The following is a 17,239-nucleotide window of genomic DNA, read 5'->3' as shown; positions in this document are numbered from 1 at the left end:
CCTCAGTTACCCCGCGGCGCGGCTACGGTAGTGCGCCCGCCGCCGGCACAGGCATGGAGAAGTTCAGGATGCAGAAAACCCGATTTACGCTGGGCGCGCTGGCGGCGTGCCTGAGTTTTGCTTCGCTGGCCGCCGAGGTGCCGGCGGGCACCCCGCTGGCCGCCAGTCAGGAGGTTATCCGTCATATTAAAGACGAGCCCGCCTCGCTCGATCCGGCCAAAGCGGTCGGTCTGCCGGAGATCCCGGTGATCCGCGATCTGTTTGAGGGGCTGACCAGCCAGGACGCCAGCGGTAAAACCGTACCCGGCGTCGCGACCAGCTGGCAGACCAGCGATAACAAAACCTGGATTTTCACCCTGCGTAAAGACGCGCGCTGGTCAAACGGTGACCCTGTCACCGCTGCCGACTTTGTTTACAGCTGGCAGCGGCTGGTCGACCCGAAAACCAGCTCCACCTTCGCGTGGTTCGCCGCGCTGGCGGGGATAGAAAATGCGGCGGCGATCGTCAAAGGCGAAATGAGCGCGGATAAACTCGGCGTCAGCGCGGTGGATGCCACCCACCTTAAGGTGACGCTGGACAAGCCGCTGCCGTGGTTCGCCAGCCTGACCAGCAACTTCAGCCTGTTCCCGGTGCCGCAGAAGGTGATTGCCGGGTTCGGCGAGCAGTGGACGCGGCCGGGCAACCTGGTGGGTAACGGAGCCTATCAGCTGGAAAGCCGGGTAGTGAATGAGAAGCTGGTGCTGGTGCGCAATAGCCATTACTGGGATGACGCCCACTCGGTGCTGACTAAAGTGACCTTCCTGCCGCTCAGCTCCGAGTCCAGCGCGGCGAAACGCTACCGGGCCGGCGAGATCGACATCACCGAATCCTTCCCGAAAGAGCAGTTTGCCATGCTGAAAAAGCAGCTGCCGGGCCAGGTCTACACCCCGGACCAGCTGGGCACCTACTACTACGCGTTTAACACCCGGAAAGGGCCCACCGCCGACGCCCGCGTGCGCCAGGCGCTCTCATGGAGCATCGACCGGCAGATTATCGCCGGCAAAGTGGTCGGCAGCGGTGAAAAGCCCGCCTGGCACTTTACCCCGGACGTTACCGCCGGCTTCAGCCCGAAGGCCAGCTTTATTCAGCAGCACAGCCAGGCGGAACTGAATCTGCAGGCTAAGGCGCTGCTGGCGGCGGCGGGCTACGGGCCGTCGAAGCCGCTCGATCTGACCCTGCTGTATAACTCCTCCGAGAATAACCAGAAGATCGCCATCGCCGTGGCCTCAATGTGGAAGAAGAACCTGGGGGTTAACGTTAAGCTGCAGAACCAGGAGTGGAAAACCTACATCGACAGCCGCAGCAGCGGTAACTTTGACGTGATCCGCGCCTCCTGGGTCGGTGATTACAACGAGCCCTCCACCTTCCTCAGCCTGCTGGGTTCAACCCACAGCGGCAATATCTCGCGCTTTAACAGCAAAGAGTACGACGCTATTCTCGCCCAGGCCAGCCAGCTGACCGATGCGCAGGCGCGCAACGCCGCCTACAACCGTGCCGAACAGTTAATTGCCGACCAGGCGCCGATTGCACCGATCTATCAGTACACCAACGGACGGTTAATTAAGCCTTACGTGAAAGGTTATCCAATTAATAACCCGGAAGACGTGGCTTACAGCCGTCAGCTGTATATTGTGCAGCACTGATAACGGGATATTTAACGGTTAGCGGTAATTAAAGTAAAGGCCAGCGGAGAAACCGCTGGCCTTTTTTTAATGGCAGGTCGGGGCGGCGGAGTGAAGGCGTTAAGCTGTTGTTAATATTATTGAGTTGCTTCGGTAAATACGGGCGATTAATGCGACATATTAAACTGCTGGCCTTTTAAATACGCGCTTACTGCTCCTGGAAACATGTTGGTATCTGGCGGTATAATAACCGCGGCGCTTGCGGCTTTTTGCCCGGGCGACGTGCAGAAATGCTGATTTGTCTGTGGCATAAAGTAGAAAAGCCCCGAAGTTAATTTTCATTAACCCCGAGGCCTACCCTATGCTCAACAACATCAGGATAGCCTCTTACCTGCCTCAAGGCAAGGAGAAGACGGTCATGAAACTGCCGAACAACCCCCTGATCGGGTGCGTATTGATACTGTGTATAACATTACTGATATTCACGCTCCTGACGCGGCGCTCGCTGTGTGAGTTAAGGCTGAAGGATGGAGAAAGGGAGGTGGCAGCCAGACTGGCTTGCGGATCTGACGGTAAGTAGTCTGTTTTAAGGCGGGGGTAAGCCCGCCTTATCAGGACTGATGGAGTTTTGCACCCAGGCGCTTTTATCAAGCGCTCTTCACAGATGCGGAGAGCGCTTTTTTTATTAACCCGATGGTTTTTAGCTGTTATTTATTTCGCAGGATATGAATGGTCAGGTTTATCCGAAGTTTTTTACCAACTGCGAAGAAAACTCATCTTTTTATCGCCAGGAAATACCCCCCCTTAACGCTGCTGTTCGACCTATTGCCCGCGGGCCGCGCTGCCATAATCAGCCACTCTTACACCATCAGGGTCTCATCATGAAAACAATAACCGGCCTGCTGACCGTCAGCCTGCTGCTCAGCGGCTGCGCAGTGAAAAGCTATCCCGACTCGCCGCCGTTGAGCAACGTGCAGCAAACCCAGCTGGACTGCCAGGGCGCGCAGAAGCTGACGGCTGAACAGCAGCAGGTGCAGCAGCAGATTGATAAGAAAGGCGAATTCGACGGTCTGACGGTGGTCGGAGTGTTACTGGACTTCGGGGTAGGTAACGGTATCGCTAAGGCGCGGGCGCAAAGCCAGGCCGACAAGCGGGAAAAACAGCTGCAGGCGTTAACCCAGGCAAAGTGTACGCAGCCTGGCTGAAAACAGATCGCGAGCTGAATCACATTTCAGCCTCTGACCGCTTGAGACGGTCGTATAAAGGATTATCGTGTTACCACTACTGGATTGTTACTGCATTTACGCAGGCAAAACCTGATCTCCGGACTCCACCGGCGGTCGGGTTTTTTTGTTTTCAGGCCAAAAAAATGATAATAGCGAAAGTACTTAATAATAATGTGGTCATCGTGCATGACCAGCAGGGCCAGGAACAGGTGGTAATGGGGCGCGGTCTGGCGTTTAAAAAACGCGCGGGCGACGAGCTGGACCCGCAGCTGGTGGAAAAAACCTTCGCCCTGAAAAGCCATGAACTGACCGGGCGCTTAACCGAGCTGCTCTCTGAGATCCCGCTGGAGGTGGTTATCGCCTCGGAATGTATTATCGCGCTGGCGCGCGAGCAGCTCAGCGGCGCGCTGCACGACAGCCTGGCGATAGCGCTGACCGATCACGTTAACTTTGCCCTGACGCGCCACCAGCAAAACCTGCCGATCCGCAACGTGTTGCAGTGGGAAATCCGCAGCCTCTATCCGAAAGAGTACGGCATTGGTCTGGCGGCGCTGGATATCATCGAAAAACGGCTGAAGGTCAGGCTGCCGGACGATGAAGCCGGTTTTATTGCCCTGCACCTGGTTAACGCGCAGCTGGGCAGTGAGATGCCGGCGGTAATGCATATCACCAGATTTATGCAGGAGATCCTGCATATCGTAAAGTACCAGCTGCAGCTGGACTATCAGACCGACTCGCTGAGCTATAACCGCTTTGTCACCCACCTTAAGTTCTTCTCGCAGCGCATGCTTGGCAAACGCGGCGTCTACAGCGACGATGATTCACTGCACGACGTGGTACGTGAGCGTTATCCCGCCGCCTACAAGTGCGTGGAGAAGATCGACCGCCACGTGATGAAAAACTATGACTACGCGCTGGGCAGCGAAGAACGCATGTTCCTCACCATTCATATTGAACGGGTGCGTAAGGAGACGCTGGCGCTGGATGAGAGTGCGGACGAAGCGTAACGCTAGCGCATGATGGTGGCGGCAGGGAGGCCGCAGAGGGCTGGTACAGGCAACGTCATTAACCGGGCACGCAAACAAACAGGGCAGCGAATCGCTGCCCTTATGTTTTTTACTTCAGTGATTCACCGTGGGTTTTAATCACGTCCTGATACCAGAAGAAGCTTTTCTTGCGGCTGCGGGCGAGGGTGCCGTTGCCCTGGTCGTCGCGATCGACGTAGATAAAGCCGTAACGCTTGGAGAACTCCGCTTTCGAGGCGCTGACCAGGTCGATCGGCCCCCAGCAGGTGTAGCCCAGCACTTCAACACCGTCTTCAATCGCTTCACGCACCTGCACCAGGTGATCGTTCAGGTAAGCGATGCGGTAGTCATCGTTGATCGAACCGTCAGCTTCCACCGTATCGCGCGCGCCCAGGCCGTTTTCGACGATAAACAGCGGCTTCTGGTAGCGGTCATACAGCACGTTCATCAGATAGCGCAGCCCTTCCGGGTCAATCTGCCAGCCCCACTCTGAACTGGCCAGGTGCGGGTTCGGCACCATGTTCAGGATATTGGCGCGCGCTTTCTGGTTGTGCTCTTCGTCGGTGGTTACGCAGCCGGTCATATAGTAGCTGAAAGAGATAAAATCGATCGGCTCGCGCAGGTCGGCCTTGTCCTGCTCGCTGATTTCCAGGGTGATACCCTGCTGTTTAAAGTAGCGGTTCATGTAGGACGGGTAGTAGCCGCGCGTCTGCACGTCGCCGAAGAACAGCCAGTCGCGGTTCTGCGCCAGCGTTTCCAGCACGTCGGCCGGTTTGCAGGTCAGCGGATAGAGCATCGCACCCAGCAGCATATTGCCGATTTTAGCGTCCGGGATCAGGGTATGACAGGCTTTTACCGCGCGGGCGCTGGCCACCAGCTGGTGGTGAATCGCCTGATACACCGCCTGCTTATTGCTCTCTTCCGGCAGACCGACGCCGGTGAACGGCGCGTGCAGCGACATGTTGATCTCGTTAAAGGTCAGCCAGTGCTTCACCTTGTCTTTGTAACGCGTAAACACGGTCTCTGCGTAATTCACGAAACAGTCGATGGTGGTACGGCTGCCCCAGCCGCCGTACTTTTTAATCAGCCCGTACGGCATCTCGTAGTGGGAGAGGGTCACCAGCGGCTTGATGTTGTACTTCGCCATCTCATCGAACAGGCGATCGTAGAAGGCCAGGCCCGCCTCGTTCGGCTGCGCTTCGTCACCTTCCGGGAAGATGCGCGTCCAGGCGATGGAGGTGCGCAGCACGGTGAAGCCCATCTCGGCGAACAGCCTGATGTCCTCCGGGTAGCGGTGGTAGAAGTCGATCGCCTCGTCTTTAATACCGAAATCGCCAGCCTGACGCTCCACGCGTTCACCGAAAATGCCGTGCGGCTGCAGATCGGAGGTGGAGATGCCCTTGCCATCGGCCTGCCATGCGCCTTCAACCTGGTTAGCGGCAACCGCACCGCCCCAGAGGAAGTGTTGTGGGAAACGTTGAGTCATGATGATTCTCCTTATGAAAATTTATTTAATCAGCGTCAGCAGCGGCTCACCGGCGGCCACGTCGGGCTGCGGGCTGGCGGCCAGCACGTCAATATAGTCATCGCTGTTGCTGACCAGCACCGGGGTGGTCAGGTCATAGCCTGCGGCGGTAATCGCCGGGATATCGAATTCGATCAGCAGGTCGCCGACGCGCACGCTGTCGTCCTGCTTAACGTGGGCAATAAAGTGCTGACCATCCAGCTTCACCGTATCGATGCCAACGTGGATCAGCACCTCCGCACCGTTTTCCGCTTCCAGGCCAATCGCATGGCGGGTGCGGAACAGCGAGGCGACCGTGCCGTTAACCGGCGAATAGACCCGGCCTTCGGTGGGTTTGATAGCGATACCTTTGCCCAGCAGGCCGCTGGCAAAGGTTTCGTCGGCCACCTGTTCCAGAGCTACAACCGCGCCGGTCATTGGGCTGGCCAGCGACGCCTTATTCAGCAGATCGGGGTTAACCGGGGCGGATTCGGCAGCAGCAGGCGCCGCGGCCTGTGCAGCCGCAACGGCCTCATTCGGTAAACCAAACAGCGCGGTGGTTACCGCGGCAAAGCCAAAGGCGATCAGCGCGCCGGCAAAGGCCGCCATCACGCTGGCGTCAAAACCGGTTTTTGGCACCACCTGGCTGAAGGTAAATACCGACGGCAGGCCAAAGGAGTAGCTGGTGGTGTGCCAGAAGCCGAGCACCGCGGCACCCATCGCGCCGCCGATGCAGCCGAAGATAAACGGACGGCGCTTGGGTAAGGTGACGCCGTACACCGCCGGTTCGGTAATACCAAACAGGCTGGCGCTGAACGCCGAGGCGGCAATGCCTTTCAGCTTCAGGTCACGGGTACGCAGCAGTACGCCCAGCGTGGCGCCGGCCTGGCCGAGCACCGCCGGCATCAGCAGCGGCAGCAGGGTATCGGCACCGTGCACCGCCAGGTTGTTAAGCATAATCGGCACCAGGCCCCAGTGCAGACCGAAGATCACGCACACCTGCCAGAAGGCACCCATAAACGCGCCGGCAAAGGTTGGGCTGAAGGTGTAGGCGTGCAGATAGCCCGCCGCCAGCAGCTCGCTAACCCAGGTGGCGGCCGGGCCGATCACCAGGAAGGTCACCGGCACCACGACAGCCAGGCAGATCAGCGGGGTGGTGAAGTTGCGGATCGCCGACGGCAGGCGCTGATGGATCAGGCGCTCGATCACGCAGGAGAACCATGCGGCGAAGATAATCGGGATCACCGACGAACTGTAGTTAATCAGGATCATCGGCACGCCGAAGAAGTGCAGCGGTGCGCTGCCGGCCTGGGCGGCGGTAAAGGCGGCCATCATCGACGGATGGATCAGCGCAGCGCCGATAATCATGGTGATAAACGGGTTGCCGCCAAACTTTTTACCGGCGCTGTAGCCGAGGATCACCGGCAGGAAGTAGAACACCGCGTCGCTGGCGGCGAACAGAGTGATATATGTGCCGGAGGCTTCGGTGGTCAGGCTAAAGGCCAGCGCCAGCGCCAGCAGGCCTTTCAGAATACCGGCCGCCGCCATTACGCCGACAAACGGGGTAAAGATGCCGGAGACGATATCGATAAAGCGGGCAAACAGCGACCCTTTCTGCTGGCCGTCGTCGCTGCTGTCGGCACCGTCTCCCAGGCCTGCGATCTTCAGCAGCGCCTGATAGACGTCACTGACGTGGTTGCCAATCACCACCTGATACTGGCCGCCGCTCTCTACCACCATGATTACCCCGGCGTTGTCTTTCAGCCCGGCGGTGTCGGCTTTTTTGCTGTCTTTAAGTTTGAAACGCAGGCGGGTGGCACAGTGCATCACCGAGATGATGTTCTCTTTGCCGCCAACGCCCTGCAGAATCTCTTCTGATAACCCCTGATACTTCATTGTACGCTCCTGGTTCAGACATCTTGTCATGCGGCCGTTACCGAATTCAGGCCAAAAAAAAACCTAAATCGCCTCTGCAGGGCCCGACGGGCGCAAGAAAAGCGATTTAGGTTTTGCCTGAAGCTCAGTAGCAATCCTGTTTTTAGTGCAGCGATAGTTCCCCAGCGGCGGATAATTAGCAAGAGATGTGGCAGATCAAAACTGATTTTCGTGACCGCGATCCGCTTTTGGTAGCAGTTTGATACGCTTTCTCACCGCTGTTGCCGCGCGTGCGATTATGCAAGCCTGGGCGGACAGGCTAAACTGTATCGCATTGATTATGCTGAATCCGGAGACACAATGGAGTCAATTTCAGGCAATGCGTTACAGGTATCAGACGCCATTATCTCCTGCCAGCTGGACGGGAAGGGCGGGCTGATCCCGATTGAGAACAGCGAAGTGGTCCATTGCGACCGTCCGTGCTGGCTGCATCTGAACTACACCCACCGCGCCAGCGCCGACTGGCTGATGTCGACGCCGCTGCTGCCGGATGCGGTCAGGGATGCGCTGGGCGGTGACAGCATGCGGCCGCGGGTCAGCCGGCTGGGCGACGGCACGATGATCACCCTGCGCAGCGTGAATCTCAACAGCGAGTCGCGTCCCGATCAGCTGGTGGTGATCCGGGTGTTTATCAACGAAAAGCTGATCGTCTCGACGCGCCGCCGCAAGGTGTTCGCCATCGATGAAGTGCTGACCGACCTGAACAACGGCAACGGACCTACCGACGGCGGCAGCTGGCTGGTGGACGTCTGTGACGCGCTGACCGACCACACCAGCGAGTTTATCGAGGACCTGCACGATAAAATCATCGAGCTGGAGGACGCGGTGGTTGACCAGCGCGTGCCGCCGCGCGGCGAGCTGGCTTTAATTCGCAAGCAGCTGATTATTATGCGCAGGTATATGGCGCCGCAGCGCGACGTCTTTTCGCGGCTGGCCAGCGAGCGCCTGCCGTGGATGAGCGACGACGACCGCCGCCGCATGCAGGATATCGCCGACCGGCTGGGGCGCGGGCTGGACGATCTGGACGCCAGCGTGGCGCGTACCGGGGTGCTGTCCGATGAGATCAGCACGGTAATGGCGGAGGCGATGAATCGCCGTACCTACACCATGTCGCTGATGGCGATGATCTTCCTGCCGACCACCTTCCTCACCGGCCTGTTCGGCGTGAACCTCGGCGGCATTCCCGGGGGCGAGTGGCGCTATGGTTTTGGCATTTTCTGCCTGCTGTTAGCGCTGCTGGTTTCCGGCGTTGCATGGTGGTTACGGCGACGTAAATGGCTGTGAAAAAACACAAAGACAGCAGATTAAATCGCGGAAAGCGTGCGGAACCTGATCGAAATCAATAACGCCGCGACGGCTTCGCGGCAAACTTCATCTCGCAGGTGAATGTAACGTCAAGCGATGGGCGTTACGCTCCATATTGTCTGACTTCCTTTTAGAATTGATGCTCAGCGCATTTAATTCGCACGACGCCGGCCGCTGGCCGGTTTTTTTTTGCCGGTTTGCCAGCCGGGCCAGATCTTCTACGCTTAAGGTTCGACCTTACCGAGGAGGACGCCATGTTATCCGCTATCCATCCGCACATTCGCAGCTCAGAACCGCTCAGCGACCCGCTGCCGATCCCCGGACCGCAGCCGACGCCGCCGCCGGACCCGTCACTGCCCGATCCGCCGCCGATCGATCCACACCCGATTATTGACCCGCCGGCGCACCGTTAAGACAGCGTGCAGGCAGGGCAGGATTGGCTTAGCGAATTTCCAGCACGTCGAGACGCACCGGCGCGTCATCCTGCTCTTCCGGCTGCCAGCCGGCCGGCTGCACCGGCAGCGTTTCGCGGTCAAAGGCCAGATCGCCGCCGTCGACGACCTCGCTGCCGTGCTGAATGTTCCTGAAGTCGAACAGCTGATGGTCGGCAAGGTGTGACGGCACCACGTTCTGCATGGCGCTGAACATGGTTTCAATGCGTCCCGGATAGCGTTTATCCCAGTCGCGCAGCATTTCGCCCACCACCTGACGCTGCAGGTTGGGCTGCGAACCGCACAGGTTGCATGGGATAATCGGGTATTCGCGGGCGATAGCGAAGCGTTCGATATCCTTCTCGCGGCAGTAGGCCAGCGGGCGGATCACGATATGTTTACCGTCGTCGCTCATCAGCTTTGGCGGCATGCCCTTCATCTTGCCGCCGTAGAACATATTCAGGAACAGCGTCTGCAGGATATCGTCGCGGTGGTGGCCGAGGGCGATCTTGGTACAGCCCAGTTCGGTGGCGGTGCGGTAGAGAATACCGCGGCGCAGGCGCGAGCAGAGTGAACAGGTGGTTTTGCCTTCCGGGATCTTCTCTTTCACGATGGCGTAGGTGTTCTCTTCAACGATCTTATACTCCACGCCCTGCTGTTCCAGATACTCCGGCAGAATATGGCCCGGGAAGCCCGGCTGCTTCTGATCGAGATTGACCGCCACCAGCGAGAACGAAATCGGCGCGCTCTGCTGCAGGCTGCGCAGGATCTCCAGCATGGTGTAGCTGTCTTTACCGCCTGACAGGCAGACCATAATGCGGTCGCCCTCTTCGATCATATTGAAGTCGGCAATCGCCTGGCCGACGTTACGCCGCAGGCGCTTCTGCAGCTTGTTCAGGTTGTATTGATCTTTTTTGGCGGTCTCTGGATTCGATAGCATATTCTGACGTTCTCAACTCGGAAATAGTGGCGGGATTGCCCCACGAACACGGTGGGTAAGCCCTGATGGCGTGTATGGTACGGATTCCGCGGGGGAATTCCAGCACGATTTGTGGTGCATTAACCGCACACGATCGCTGGCCGGGCAGGATATGCCCCCGCAGCGGGCAGCCGGGCGGGGCGTCCGCGCGGAAAGTCGCCCTGCGGACGGGTTATCTGCTACAATCCGCGCCATCTTCCTTTGCTGTTTTGAGAATCATCCCGTGACTGCTTTTTCCACCCTGACCCAACTGCCCGCCAGCCAGATCGACAACCTTAACGAGCTGGGCTACACCGCGATGACCCCGGTGCAGGCCGCGGCGCTGCCGGCGATCCTCGCCGGACGTGACGTGCGTGCCCAGGCCAAAACCGGCAGCGGCAAAACCGCCGCTTTCGGCCTCGGCGTGATGCACGTGATTGACGCCAGCCAGTACGCCACCCAGGCGCTGGTCCTCTGTCCGACCCGTGAACTGGCCGATCAGGTCAGCAAAGAGCTGCGCCGGCTGGCGCGCTTTACCGCCAATATCAAGATCCTGACGCTGTGCGGCGGCCAGCCGGTCAGCGCGCAGCGCGACTCGCTGGTCCACGCGCCGCATATCGTGGTCGGCACCCCGGGGCGCATTCTCGATCACCTGAAGCGCGAAACCCTCAGGCTCGACGGCGTCAAAACGCTGGTGCTGGACGAGGCCGACCGCATGCTGGAGATGGGCTTCCGTGACGACATCAACGAGATCGTCAGCTACTGCCCACCGCAGCGGCAGACGCTGCTGTTCTCCGCCACCTGGCCGCAGGATATCGCGCAGATCAGCCAGCGTATCCAGCGCGACCCGCTGACCGTGGAAACCGGCGACGTCTCCGATCTGCCTGCCATCGAGCAGGTGTTCTATGAGGCCGGCTCGCGGGAGAAGCTGCAGGCGCTGACCGGCCTGCTCAGCCAGCGCAGGCCGGCCTCCTGCGTGGTGTTCTGTAACACCCGCCGCGAGTGCGACGACATCGCAGCCGCGCTGGAAAGCGCGCAGATCAGCGCGCTGGCGCTGCACGGCGACCTCGAACAGCGCGATCGCGATCGCGTGCTGGTACGCTTCTCTAACGCCAGCTGCCGGGTGCTGGTGGCCACCGACGTCGCCGCGCGCGGACTCGATATCAAATCGCTGGAGATGGTGGTCAACTATCAGCTCTCCTTCGATCCGGAGGTGCACGTGCACCGCATCGGCCGTACCGCACGCGCCGGGCAGGAGGGCTTTGCCGCCAGCCTGGTGGCGCCGGACGAGATGGCACGCGCCCACGCGCTGGAAGATCTGCTGCAGCAAAAACTGCAGTGGCGCAGCGTCAGCGAGCTGAAGTCGGTGGCGACGGTGGCGCTGCCGGCGGAAATGGCCACGCTGTGCATTGACGGCGGACGTAAGGCTAAAATCCGCCCGGGGGATATTCTGGGTGCGCTGACCGGCGACGGCGGGCTGAAGGGCGATCAGGTGGGTAAAATCGAGATTGCGCCGAATCACGCCTATGTGGCGGTGCGCCAGTCGCTGGCCCGCCAGGTGATGAAACAGCTGCAGCAGGTGAAGATCAAAGGTAAATCCTGCCGCGCGATGCTGATGAAGTAAGCCGGCGGTCGGACAGGGAGCCTGACGCTGGCATCAGCGTTCGCCATTTGACCCGGAATATTACCGCCCGCGTTAACAGCGTGCGGTAATATTGGGATCAACCAGATGCTTAGACAGAAATCTTGCTGACCACCGGTGCTGCCGCCAGCAGTGGCGCCGCGCCCTGCTGCAGCGCCAGGTAGTGCGGCTGCTGCTCGTGTTCGGCCACGGCGGCCACGCTCTTCCAGGTCTCATGGAACAGGAACGCATCCGGGTTGGCTTCGCTGCGGTAGAGATCGTAATGCACGTTGCCTGCCTCGGCGTGGCTTGGCCCTACGCAGGCCTGCAGCACTTTCGCCAGTTCGTCACCTTTACCGGCTTTGGCAGTCAGGGTGGCAATAATTAATACCTGCTTATCGGTCATAACGGTTCCTTTTCTCTTCATAACAGCGATGGAGTGACCATCGCAACGTAGTCTGGTCGGCGAGTCTGACACAGCAGCCCGGCACTACCACAAGCATTTCAGGCTATCGTATTTTTACGAAATTCGCCGTATTTAATCGCCGGAGTGGTTCGGCTGCTGCGAAACGTGGTTGAAATTCAGAGGCGTGCCTATTGCCAGATGCGAACTTTTGATTTTGTAAAAAATCGTGACAGCTATCGACCTGCTGTGCAAGGTAGCCTATTCTCGTTGAGCCCTTACCGCCTTCCGAACCGGAGATCCACCATGAAAGCCGCGAAACTTCTTCTGGCAACGGCCGTCCTGCTGTTGTCCGCCTGCAGCAGCAGCGATAATGAACCGCCGCAGCAGGCCACGGCAGCCCACGTTCCGGCTCGGGTGGCGATGGCCGATCTGGCCGCCAGCAACTGCGAGAACGCCGGCGGCACCCTGGCGCTGTCGCGCCAGCTCGACGGCAGTTCGGTAGGCATGTGTCAGCTGACCAACGGCCGCCGCTGCGGTGAAAGCGCGCTGCTTAACGGCACCTGCGCGCGCTAAGCTTCACTCACCGCACCTGTGAGTGGAGTTTCACTGACGGCACCTGCGTACAAGTTTCACCGACGGCACCTGCGCACGCTTAGTTCCACGAACGCGTGCGGGCCGTTTCAGATGCTCTCTTTATTCAACGCTGACCGGCTTAGCCTGCGCACCTGGACCGTTTAAGCACGGCAGGTCGCAGTGAGCGCAGGTTGATTCAGAGACGGCGTTAAGCCGTCAATGATGCTCCCCCGTTCAGAGCTGATTGGCGCAGGTCTCGCCCTGCTCCAGCTGGCTCAGGTTCTGTAGCGTGGTCTGTGAGATGCTGGTCAGCGCTTCGGCGGTAAGAAACGCCTGATGGCCGGTAAACAGCACGTTGTGGCAGGCGGACAGGCGGCGGAAGATATCATCCTGGATCACGTCGTTAGACTTATCCTCAAAGAACAGATCGCGTTCATTCTCATACACGTCCATCCCCAGCGCGCCAATCTTGCCCTGTTTCAGCGCGTCAATCGCCGCCTGCGAGTCGATTAAGCCGCCGCGGCTGGTGTTGATCACCATCACCCCGTCTTTCATTCGCGTAAAGGCTTCGGCGTTAAGCAGGTGGTAGTTTTCCGGCGTCAGCGGACAGTGCAGGCTGACCACGTCGGACTCGGTCAGCAGGGTGTTGATATCGACGTACTCCGCGCCCAGATCCCGCGCCTGCTGGCTCGGATAAGGGTCGCTGACCAGCAGGCGCATGCCAAAACCTTTCAGAATGCGCAGGGTGGCAATACCAATCTTGCCGGTGCCGATCACCCCGGCGGTGCGGCCGTGCATATTAAAGCCGATCAGCCCGTCCAGCGAGAAGTTGGCGTCGCGGGTGCGCTGGTAGGCGCGATGAATGCGGCGGTTCAGGGTCATCATCAGCCCCACCGCGTGTTCCGCCACCGCCTCCGGTGAATAGGCCGGCACGCGCACCACCTGCAGGCCGAGCTCGCGGGCGGCGTCCAGGTCGACGTTGTTGAAACCGGCGCAGCGCAGGGCGATAAACTTCACCCCCAGCGCGGCCAGCTCCTCCAGCACCTTACGGCTGCCGTCGTCGTTAACAAAAATACAGACCGCCGTGCAGCCGGCGGCGTTTTTCGCCGTGCGTTCGCTGAGCAGGAAGTCGAAAAACTCCAGTTCAAAACCGTAACCGGCGTTGACCTGCTCCAGGTATTTCCGGTCATATTGCTTGGTGCTGTATACCGCAAGTTTCATTTTTTTCTTTCCCTGACTGCGCGAAGTGAATGCCTCCAGTGTAACAATTAATGCGCCGACAGCGAGCGCGACGTGACGCCGGAGCCGGTAAAAAGGATCTGCTGCGGCATTTCTGCCGGGAATAATTTCACCCTGGGCGCTTTTCCGTGCCATCATTCAGCATTATTTCAGGGATTAACAGGATGTTTTTTGCCATGACCCGCCGATGGAAAAGAGCGCTGGCCGCGCTAATGGCCGTCGTTCTGCTGATCGTCGGCCTGCTGCTCAGCGTCACCCAGTGGCTGCCGCGGCTGGCCGGCGTCTGGCTGCCCGCCGATACCGCTATCGCCCTTGACGGCAATCCGCGCCTGCGTCACGGCGCGCTGGTGTTGCCCGGCGTGCACTACTACGCCGGCGACTGTGAACTGGCGGTGGTCAGCAACGTCGCCCTGCGTTACGCCGATGGCCGCTGGCAGGCGTCTGCGGACCGGCTGCAGATTGACAGCGCCTGCGCCTCGCGCCTTGAGTCCGGCCCCGCCTCAGATGCCCCGCGCACGCTGGCCGAATGGCAGCAGATGCTGCCCGCCGCCCGCGTGACCCTCGGCCAGCTTACCCTGCTGCCGTGGGCCGACTGGGCCGGTGAGCTGGCGCTGGATCTCGACCCGCAACGCCAGCGTCTGCACTACCAGGGAAAAAATATCGCGCTGGAGGCCGAGCTGAACCAGCAGCAGCTGACGCTGCGCAGCCTGAGCCTGCAGGCACCCGGCGTTGCCCGGCCGGTGGCGGTAAGCGGCGAGCTGACGCTGCCGCGCCTGCCGGGCGACCTGCCGCAGACCGGCGCGTTGCACGGGGCGCTGCGGCTTGACGCCATCCCTGATCCGCTGCGGCTCGAGCTGAACTGGCAGCAGCAGCAGGGCCAGCTGCGGGTGGTGGCGGAGAATCAGCCCGCGCCTTTGCTGACGCTGCCGTGGCAGATATCGCCACAAACCCTCACGCTGCAGCAGGGCCAGTGGAACTGGCCGTACGCCGCCCAGCCGCTCTCCGGCGGCATTACGCTGACGGCGGACGGCTGGCGGCAGGGGCTGGAGGCCGCGCAGATCGCCGGTCGGCTCAACCTGCTGACCGCCGGGCGCGGCGGCAAGGGCAACGTGGTGCTCAACGTCGGCCCCGGTCGTCTCGACTTTACCGACAGCCGGCTGCCGCTGCGGCTGACCGGGGACAGCAAACTGGCGCAGCTGCAGTTCTATGCCAGCCTGCCGGGCGAGCTGCGCGGCCCGCTCCTCAATCCGGTTCTGCAACTGCAGCCCGGGGCGCTGCTGCGCATGAAAGGGCGGCTGCTGGACACGCTGGAAGTGGACGAAGCGCGCTGGCCGTTAGCCGGGGTGACCCTTGCCGCCAGCGGCATCAGCGGCCGCCTGCAGGCGATCCTCAGCGCACACAACGGCGATCTGGGGCGCTTCCGGCTGCATCTGGACGGCCGCGCGCGCGACTTCTGGCCGGATAAGGGCGAATGGGGCTGGGGTTACTGGGGCGAAGGGCGGCTGACGCCGCTGGCGGCAAAATGGGACGTCAGCGGCCAGGGCCGCTGGCAGGATACGCTGATCGCGCTGGATTCGCTTTCCACCGGTTTTGACCGCCTGAGCTACGGCAGCGTCAGCATGGCTGCGCCAAGGCTGACCCTCACCCAGCCGGTGCTCTGGCAGCGCGATCCACGGCAGGCGGCGTTTGGCGGCGCGCTGAGCCTCAAATCGGGTGAGACACGCTTCAGCGCCGGCGGCTTCCTGCCGCCCTCAACGCTAACCCTGACGGTGAAGGGGCGCGATCCGGCCGATTTCCTCTATCAGGGGGCGCTGCAGGCGCAGCAGATCGGCCCGGTGCAGGTGCGCGGCCGCTGGGACGGCGCACGCCTGCGCGGCCAGCTCTGGTGGCCGCAGCAGTCGCTGCGGGTATTCCAGCCGCTGCTGGCACCGGACCTCAAGCTGGCGATCCAGAGCGGCACGCTCAAGGCACAGGTGGCCTTTTCGGCCGCCGCCGATCAGGGGCTGGAGGCCGGCGGTCATCTGCTGGTGGGCAACGGCGAACTGCGCCTGCCGGACAATGAATTTCACGGCGTCGACTTCTCGTTACCGTTCCGCCTGGCGTCGCACCGCTGGTACTTCGGCACTCATGGCCCGGTGGCGCTGCGCATTAAACAGATTGCCAACCAGTTTACCCTGGAGAACGTCACCGCCGATCTGCAGGGCTGGTATCCGTGGAGCACGACGCGCCCGCTGCGCCTGAGCAACGTCAGCCTCGATCTGCTCGGCGGCCAGCTCAGCCTCGCCAGCCTGCAACTGCCACAAACCGAAGCCGCCACGGTCCGGCTGCGCCAGCTCAGCCTTTCCGAGCTGGTCAGCGCCATTAAACTGAAGCAGATCGCGCTCTCCGGTCGGATCAACGCCGCGCTGCCGCTGTGGCTGAATAACTCGCGGTGGCTGGTGAAGGAGGGCTGGGTGGCCAACAGCGGCGAAATCACCGTGCGCATGGATAAACAGATCGCGGATGCCATCAGCAGCAACAATATGGCCGCCGGGGCGGCGATTGACTGGCTGCGCTATATGCAGGTGACCCGCTCGTGGGCCACTCTCGATATTGATAACCTGGGCCTTATGACGCTGACCGCAAAGGTCGACGGCACCAGCCGCTTCAGTGATAAAGATCAGCGTGTTGCGCTGAACTACACTCAGCAGGAAAACCTGTTCCAGCTCTGGCGCAGCCTGCGCTTTGGCGATAATCTGCAGTCCTGGGTGGAAGATAACGCCACGCTGCCGACGCAGAAGGAAAAACGTAATGACAATGCAAACTAACCTGCTGCTGGCCTGCGTCGGGCTGCTGCTAAGCGGCTGCGTGCCGCGCATTGAGGTGGCGGCGCCGAAAGAACCGATCACCATCAATATGAACGTGAAGATCGAACATGAGATCCACATTCGCGTGGATAAAGACGTGGAGGCGCTGCTGAAAAATCAGAGCGGGTTGTTCTGATGGCGGCGCGATCTGGCGTGAAAAGCGTGCTGCTGGCGGCGCTGCTGCTGGCGGCGGCCCCGGCATTCGCCGCCTTAACCCTTGATCAGGCCCGGACGCAGGGTATGGTCGGTGAAACGCTGGGCGGCTATCTGGCGGCGATAGAGAACGATGCAGAGACGCAGGCGCTGGTAACGCGGATTAATAACGGACGGCAGCGGGAATATGCGCGGCTGGCAGAACAGAATAATCTGACCACGCGGGAAGTGGCCAGTATCGCCGGGCAGAAGCTGGTGGCGCGGGCAAAGGCCGGTGAGTACGTGCGTGGAATCAACGGTCAGTGGCTGCAAAAGTGAGATCGGGTAGAACAGGCATACGGCGGCACCCGGAGGCA

General features: G+C 60.6%; 16 protein-coding genes. 11 read left to right on the top strand and 5 right to left on the bottom strand.

The genetic code is table 11. The features are described from left to right. Window positions 1-68 precede the first annotated feature (68 nt). The 4 genes from GKQ23_RS12690 (at window position 69) to licT (ending at window position 3,894) form a co-directional block, all read left to right on the top strand. Window positions 69-1,682, top strand: a complete 1,614-nt coding sequence (locus tag GKQ23_RS12690; protein ID WP_056238218.1) for an ABC transporter substrate-binding protein — start codon at window positions 69-71, stop codon at window positions 1,680-1,682. Window positions 1,683-2,115: 433 nt separating this feature from the next. After that, window positions 2,116-2,241: a Hok/Gef family protein gene (locus GKQ23_RS23885; RefSeq protein WP_233208971.1), complete on the top strand. Its 126-nt coding sequence runs from the start codon at window positions 2,116-2,118 to the stop codon at window positions 2,239-2,241. 301 nt (window positions 2,242-2,542) lie between these two features. Beyond that, complete coding sequence (locus GKQ23_RS12680) at window positions 2,543-2,866, top strand: hypothetical protein (RefSeq protein ID WP_212408403.1); 324 nt, start codon at window positions 2,543-2,545, stop codon at window positions 2,864-2,866. A 164-nt stretch (window positions 2,867-3,030) separates the two neighbouring features. Then, window positions 3,031-3,894, top strand: a complete 864-nt coding sequence (gene licT, locus GKQ23_RS12675) for a BglG family transcription antiterminator LicT (protein ID WP_101505957.1) — start codon at window positions 3,031-3,033, stop codon at window positions 3,892-3,894. Window positions 3,895-4,003: 109 nt separating this feature from the next. On the opposite strand, the gene GKQ23_RS12670 is transcribed toward licT, so the two are convergent. Next, window positions 4,004-5,398, bottom strand: a complete 1,395-nt coding sequence (locus GKQ23_RS12670; RefSeq protein ID WP_212408402.1) for a glycoside hydrolase family 1 protein — start codon at window positions 5,396-5,398, stop codon at window positions 4,004-4,006. A gap of 21 nt (window positions 5,399-5,419) precedes the next feature. Beyond that, on the bottom strand, window positions 5,420-7,312 hold the full coding sequence (gene bglF / locus GKQ23_RS12665; RefSeq protein WP_212411787.1) for a PTS beta-glucoside transporter subunit IIABC: 1,893 nt from the start codon (window positions 7,310-7,312) through the stop codon (window positions 5,420-5,422). A gap of 339 nt (window positions 7,313-7,651) precedes the next feature. Between bglF and zntB the strand changes: the two genes are divergently transcribed. Beyond that, entirely contained in the window at window positions 7,652-8,635 is a 984-nt protein-coding gene (zntB, locus tag GKQ23_RS12660; RefSeq protein ID WP_212408401.1) for a zinc transporter ZntB, read from the top strand. 275 nt (window positions 8,636-8,910) lie between these two features. Continuing rightward, entirely contained in the window at window positions 8,911-9,069 is a 159-nt protein-coding gene (locus tag GKQ23_RS12655; RefSeq protein WP_199177654.1) for a hypothetical protein, read from the top strand. A 28-nt stretch (window positions 9,070-9,097) separates the two neighbouring features. Here GKQ23_RS12655 and ttcA read toward each other — a convergent pair whose 3' ends face one another. After that, window positions 9,098-10,027: a tRNA 2-thiocytidine(32) synthetase TtcA gene (ttcA, locus tag GKQ23_RS12650; protein WP_212408400.1), complete on the bottom strand. Its 930-nt coding sequence runs from the start codon at window positions 10,025-10,027 to the stop codon at window positions 9,098-9,100. Between the two features lie 262 nt (window positions 10,028-10,289). Between ttcA and dbpA the strand changes: the two genes are divergently transcribed. Continuing rightward, window positions 10,290-11,669, top strand: a complete 1,380-nt coding sequence (dbpA, locus tag GKQ23_RS12645; protein ID WP_212408399.1) for an ATP-dependent RNA helicase DbpA — start codon at window positions 10,290-10,292, stop codon at window positions 11,667-11,669. A gap of 109 nt (window positions 11,670-11,778) precedes the next feature. On the opposite strand, the gene GKQ23_RS12640 is transcribed toward dbpA, so the two are convergent. Next, on the bottom strand, window positions 11,779-12,072 hold the full coding sequence (locus tag GKQ23_RS12640; protein ID WP_101505962.1) for a putative quinol monooxygenase: 294 nt from the start codon (window positions 12,070-12,072) through the stop codon (window positions 11,779-11,781). Window positions 12,073-12,375: 303 nt separating this feature from the next. On the opposite strand from GKQ23_RS12640, the gene GKQ23_RS12635 reads away from it, so the two are divergent. Continuing rightward, a complete protein-coding gene (locus tag GKQ23_RS12635; RefSeq protein ID WP_212408398.1) occupies window positions 12,376-12,645 on the top strand; it encodes a DUF333 domain-containing protein in 270 nt (89 codons plus the stop codon). A gap of 234 nt (window positions 12,646-12,879) precedes the next feature. Here the strand turns inward: GKQ23_RS12635 and GKQ23_RS12630 are convergent, their stop codons facing one another. Then, window positions 12,880-13,866 (bottom strand): 2-hydroxyacid dehydrogenase, encoded by a 987-nt coding sequence (locus tag GKQ23_RS12630; RefSeq protein WP_212408397.1) that lies wholly within the window; start codon window positions 13,864-13,866, stop codon window positions 12,880-12,882. A 194-nt stretch (window positions 13,867-14,060) separates the two neighbouring features. Here GKQ23_RS12630 and GKQ23_RS12625 point away from each other — a divergent pair, with 194 nt between their 5' ends. Genes GKQ23_RS12625 through GKQ23_RS12615 form a run of 3 tightly spaced genes read left to right on the top strand, consistent with a single transcriptional unit; the run spans window position 14,061 to window position 17,201 of the window. Then, window positions 14,061-16,691, top strand: a complete 2,631-nt coding sequence (locus GKQ23_RS12625) for a YdbH family protein (RefSeq protein ID WP_212408396.1) — start codon at window positions 14,061-14,063, stop codon at window positions 16,689-16,691. Further along, window positions 16,681-16,866: a YnbE family lipoprotein gene (locus GKQ23_RS12620; protein WP_371820213.1), complete on the top strand. Its 186-nt coding sequence runs from the start codon at window positions 16,681-16,683 to the stop codon at window positions 16,864-16,866. Before GKQ23_RS12625 ends, GKQ23_RS12620 begins: the two co-directional genes overlap by 11 nt. Next, a complete protein-coding gene (locus tag GKQ23_RS12615) occupies window positions 16,866-17,201 on the top strand; it encodes a YdbL family protein (protein ID WP_212408394.1) in 336 nt (111 codons plus the stop codon). The genes GKQ23_RS12620 and GKQ23_RS12615 overlap by 1 nt, the downstream gene beginning before the upstream one ends. The last annotated feature ends 38 nt before the right edge of the window (window positions 17,202-17,239 follow it).

The organism is Erwinia sp. E602 (assembly GCF_018141005.1).
Classification (GTDB): Bacteria; Pseudomonadota; Gammaproteobacteria; order Enterobacterales; family Enterobacteriaceae; genus Erwinia.
The sequence above is the reverse complement of the archived record's forward strand: the minus strand, read 5'-3'. Positions and strand labels throughout refer to the sequence as shown.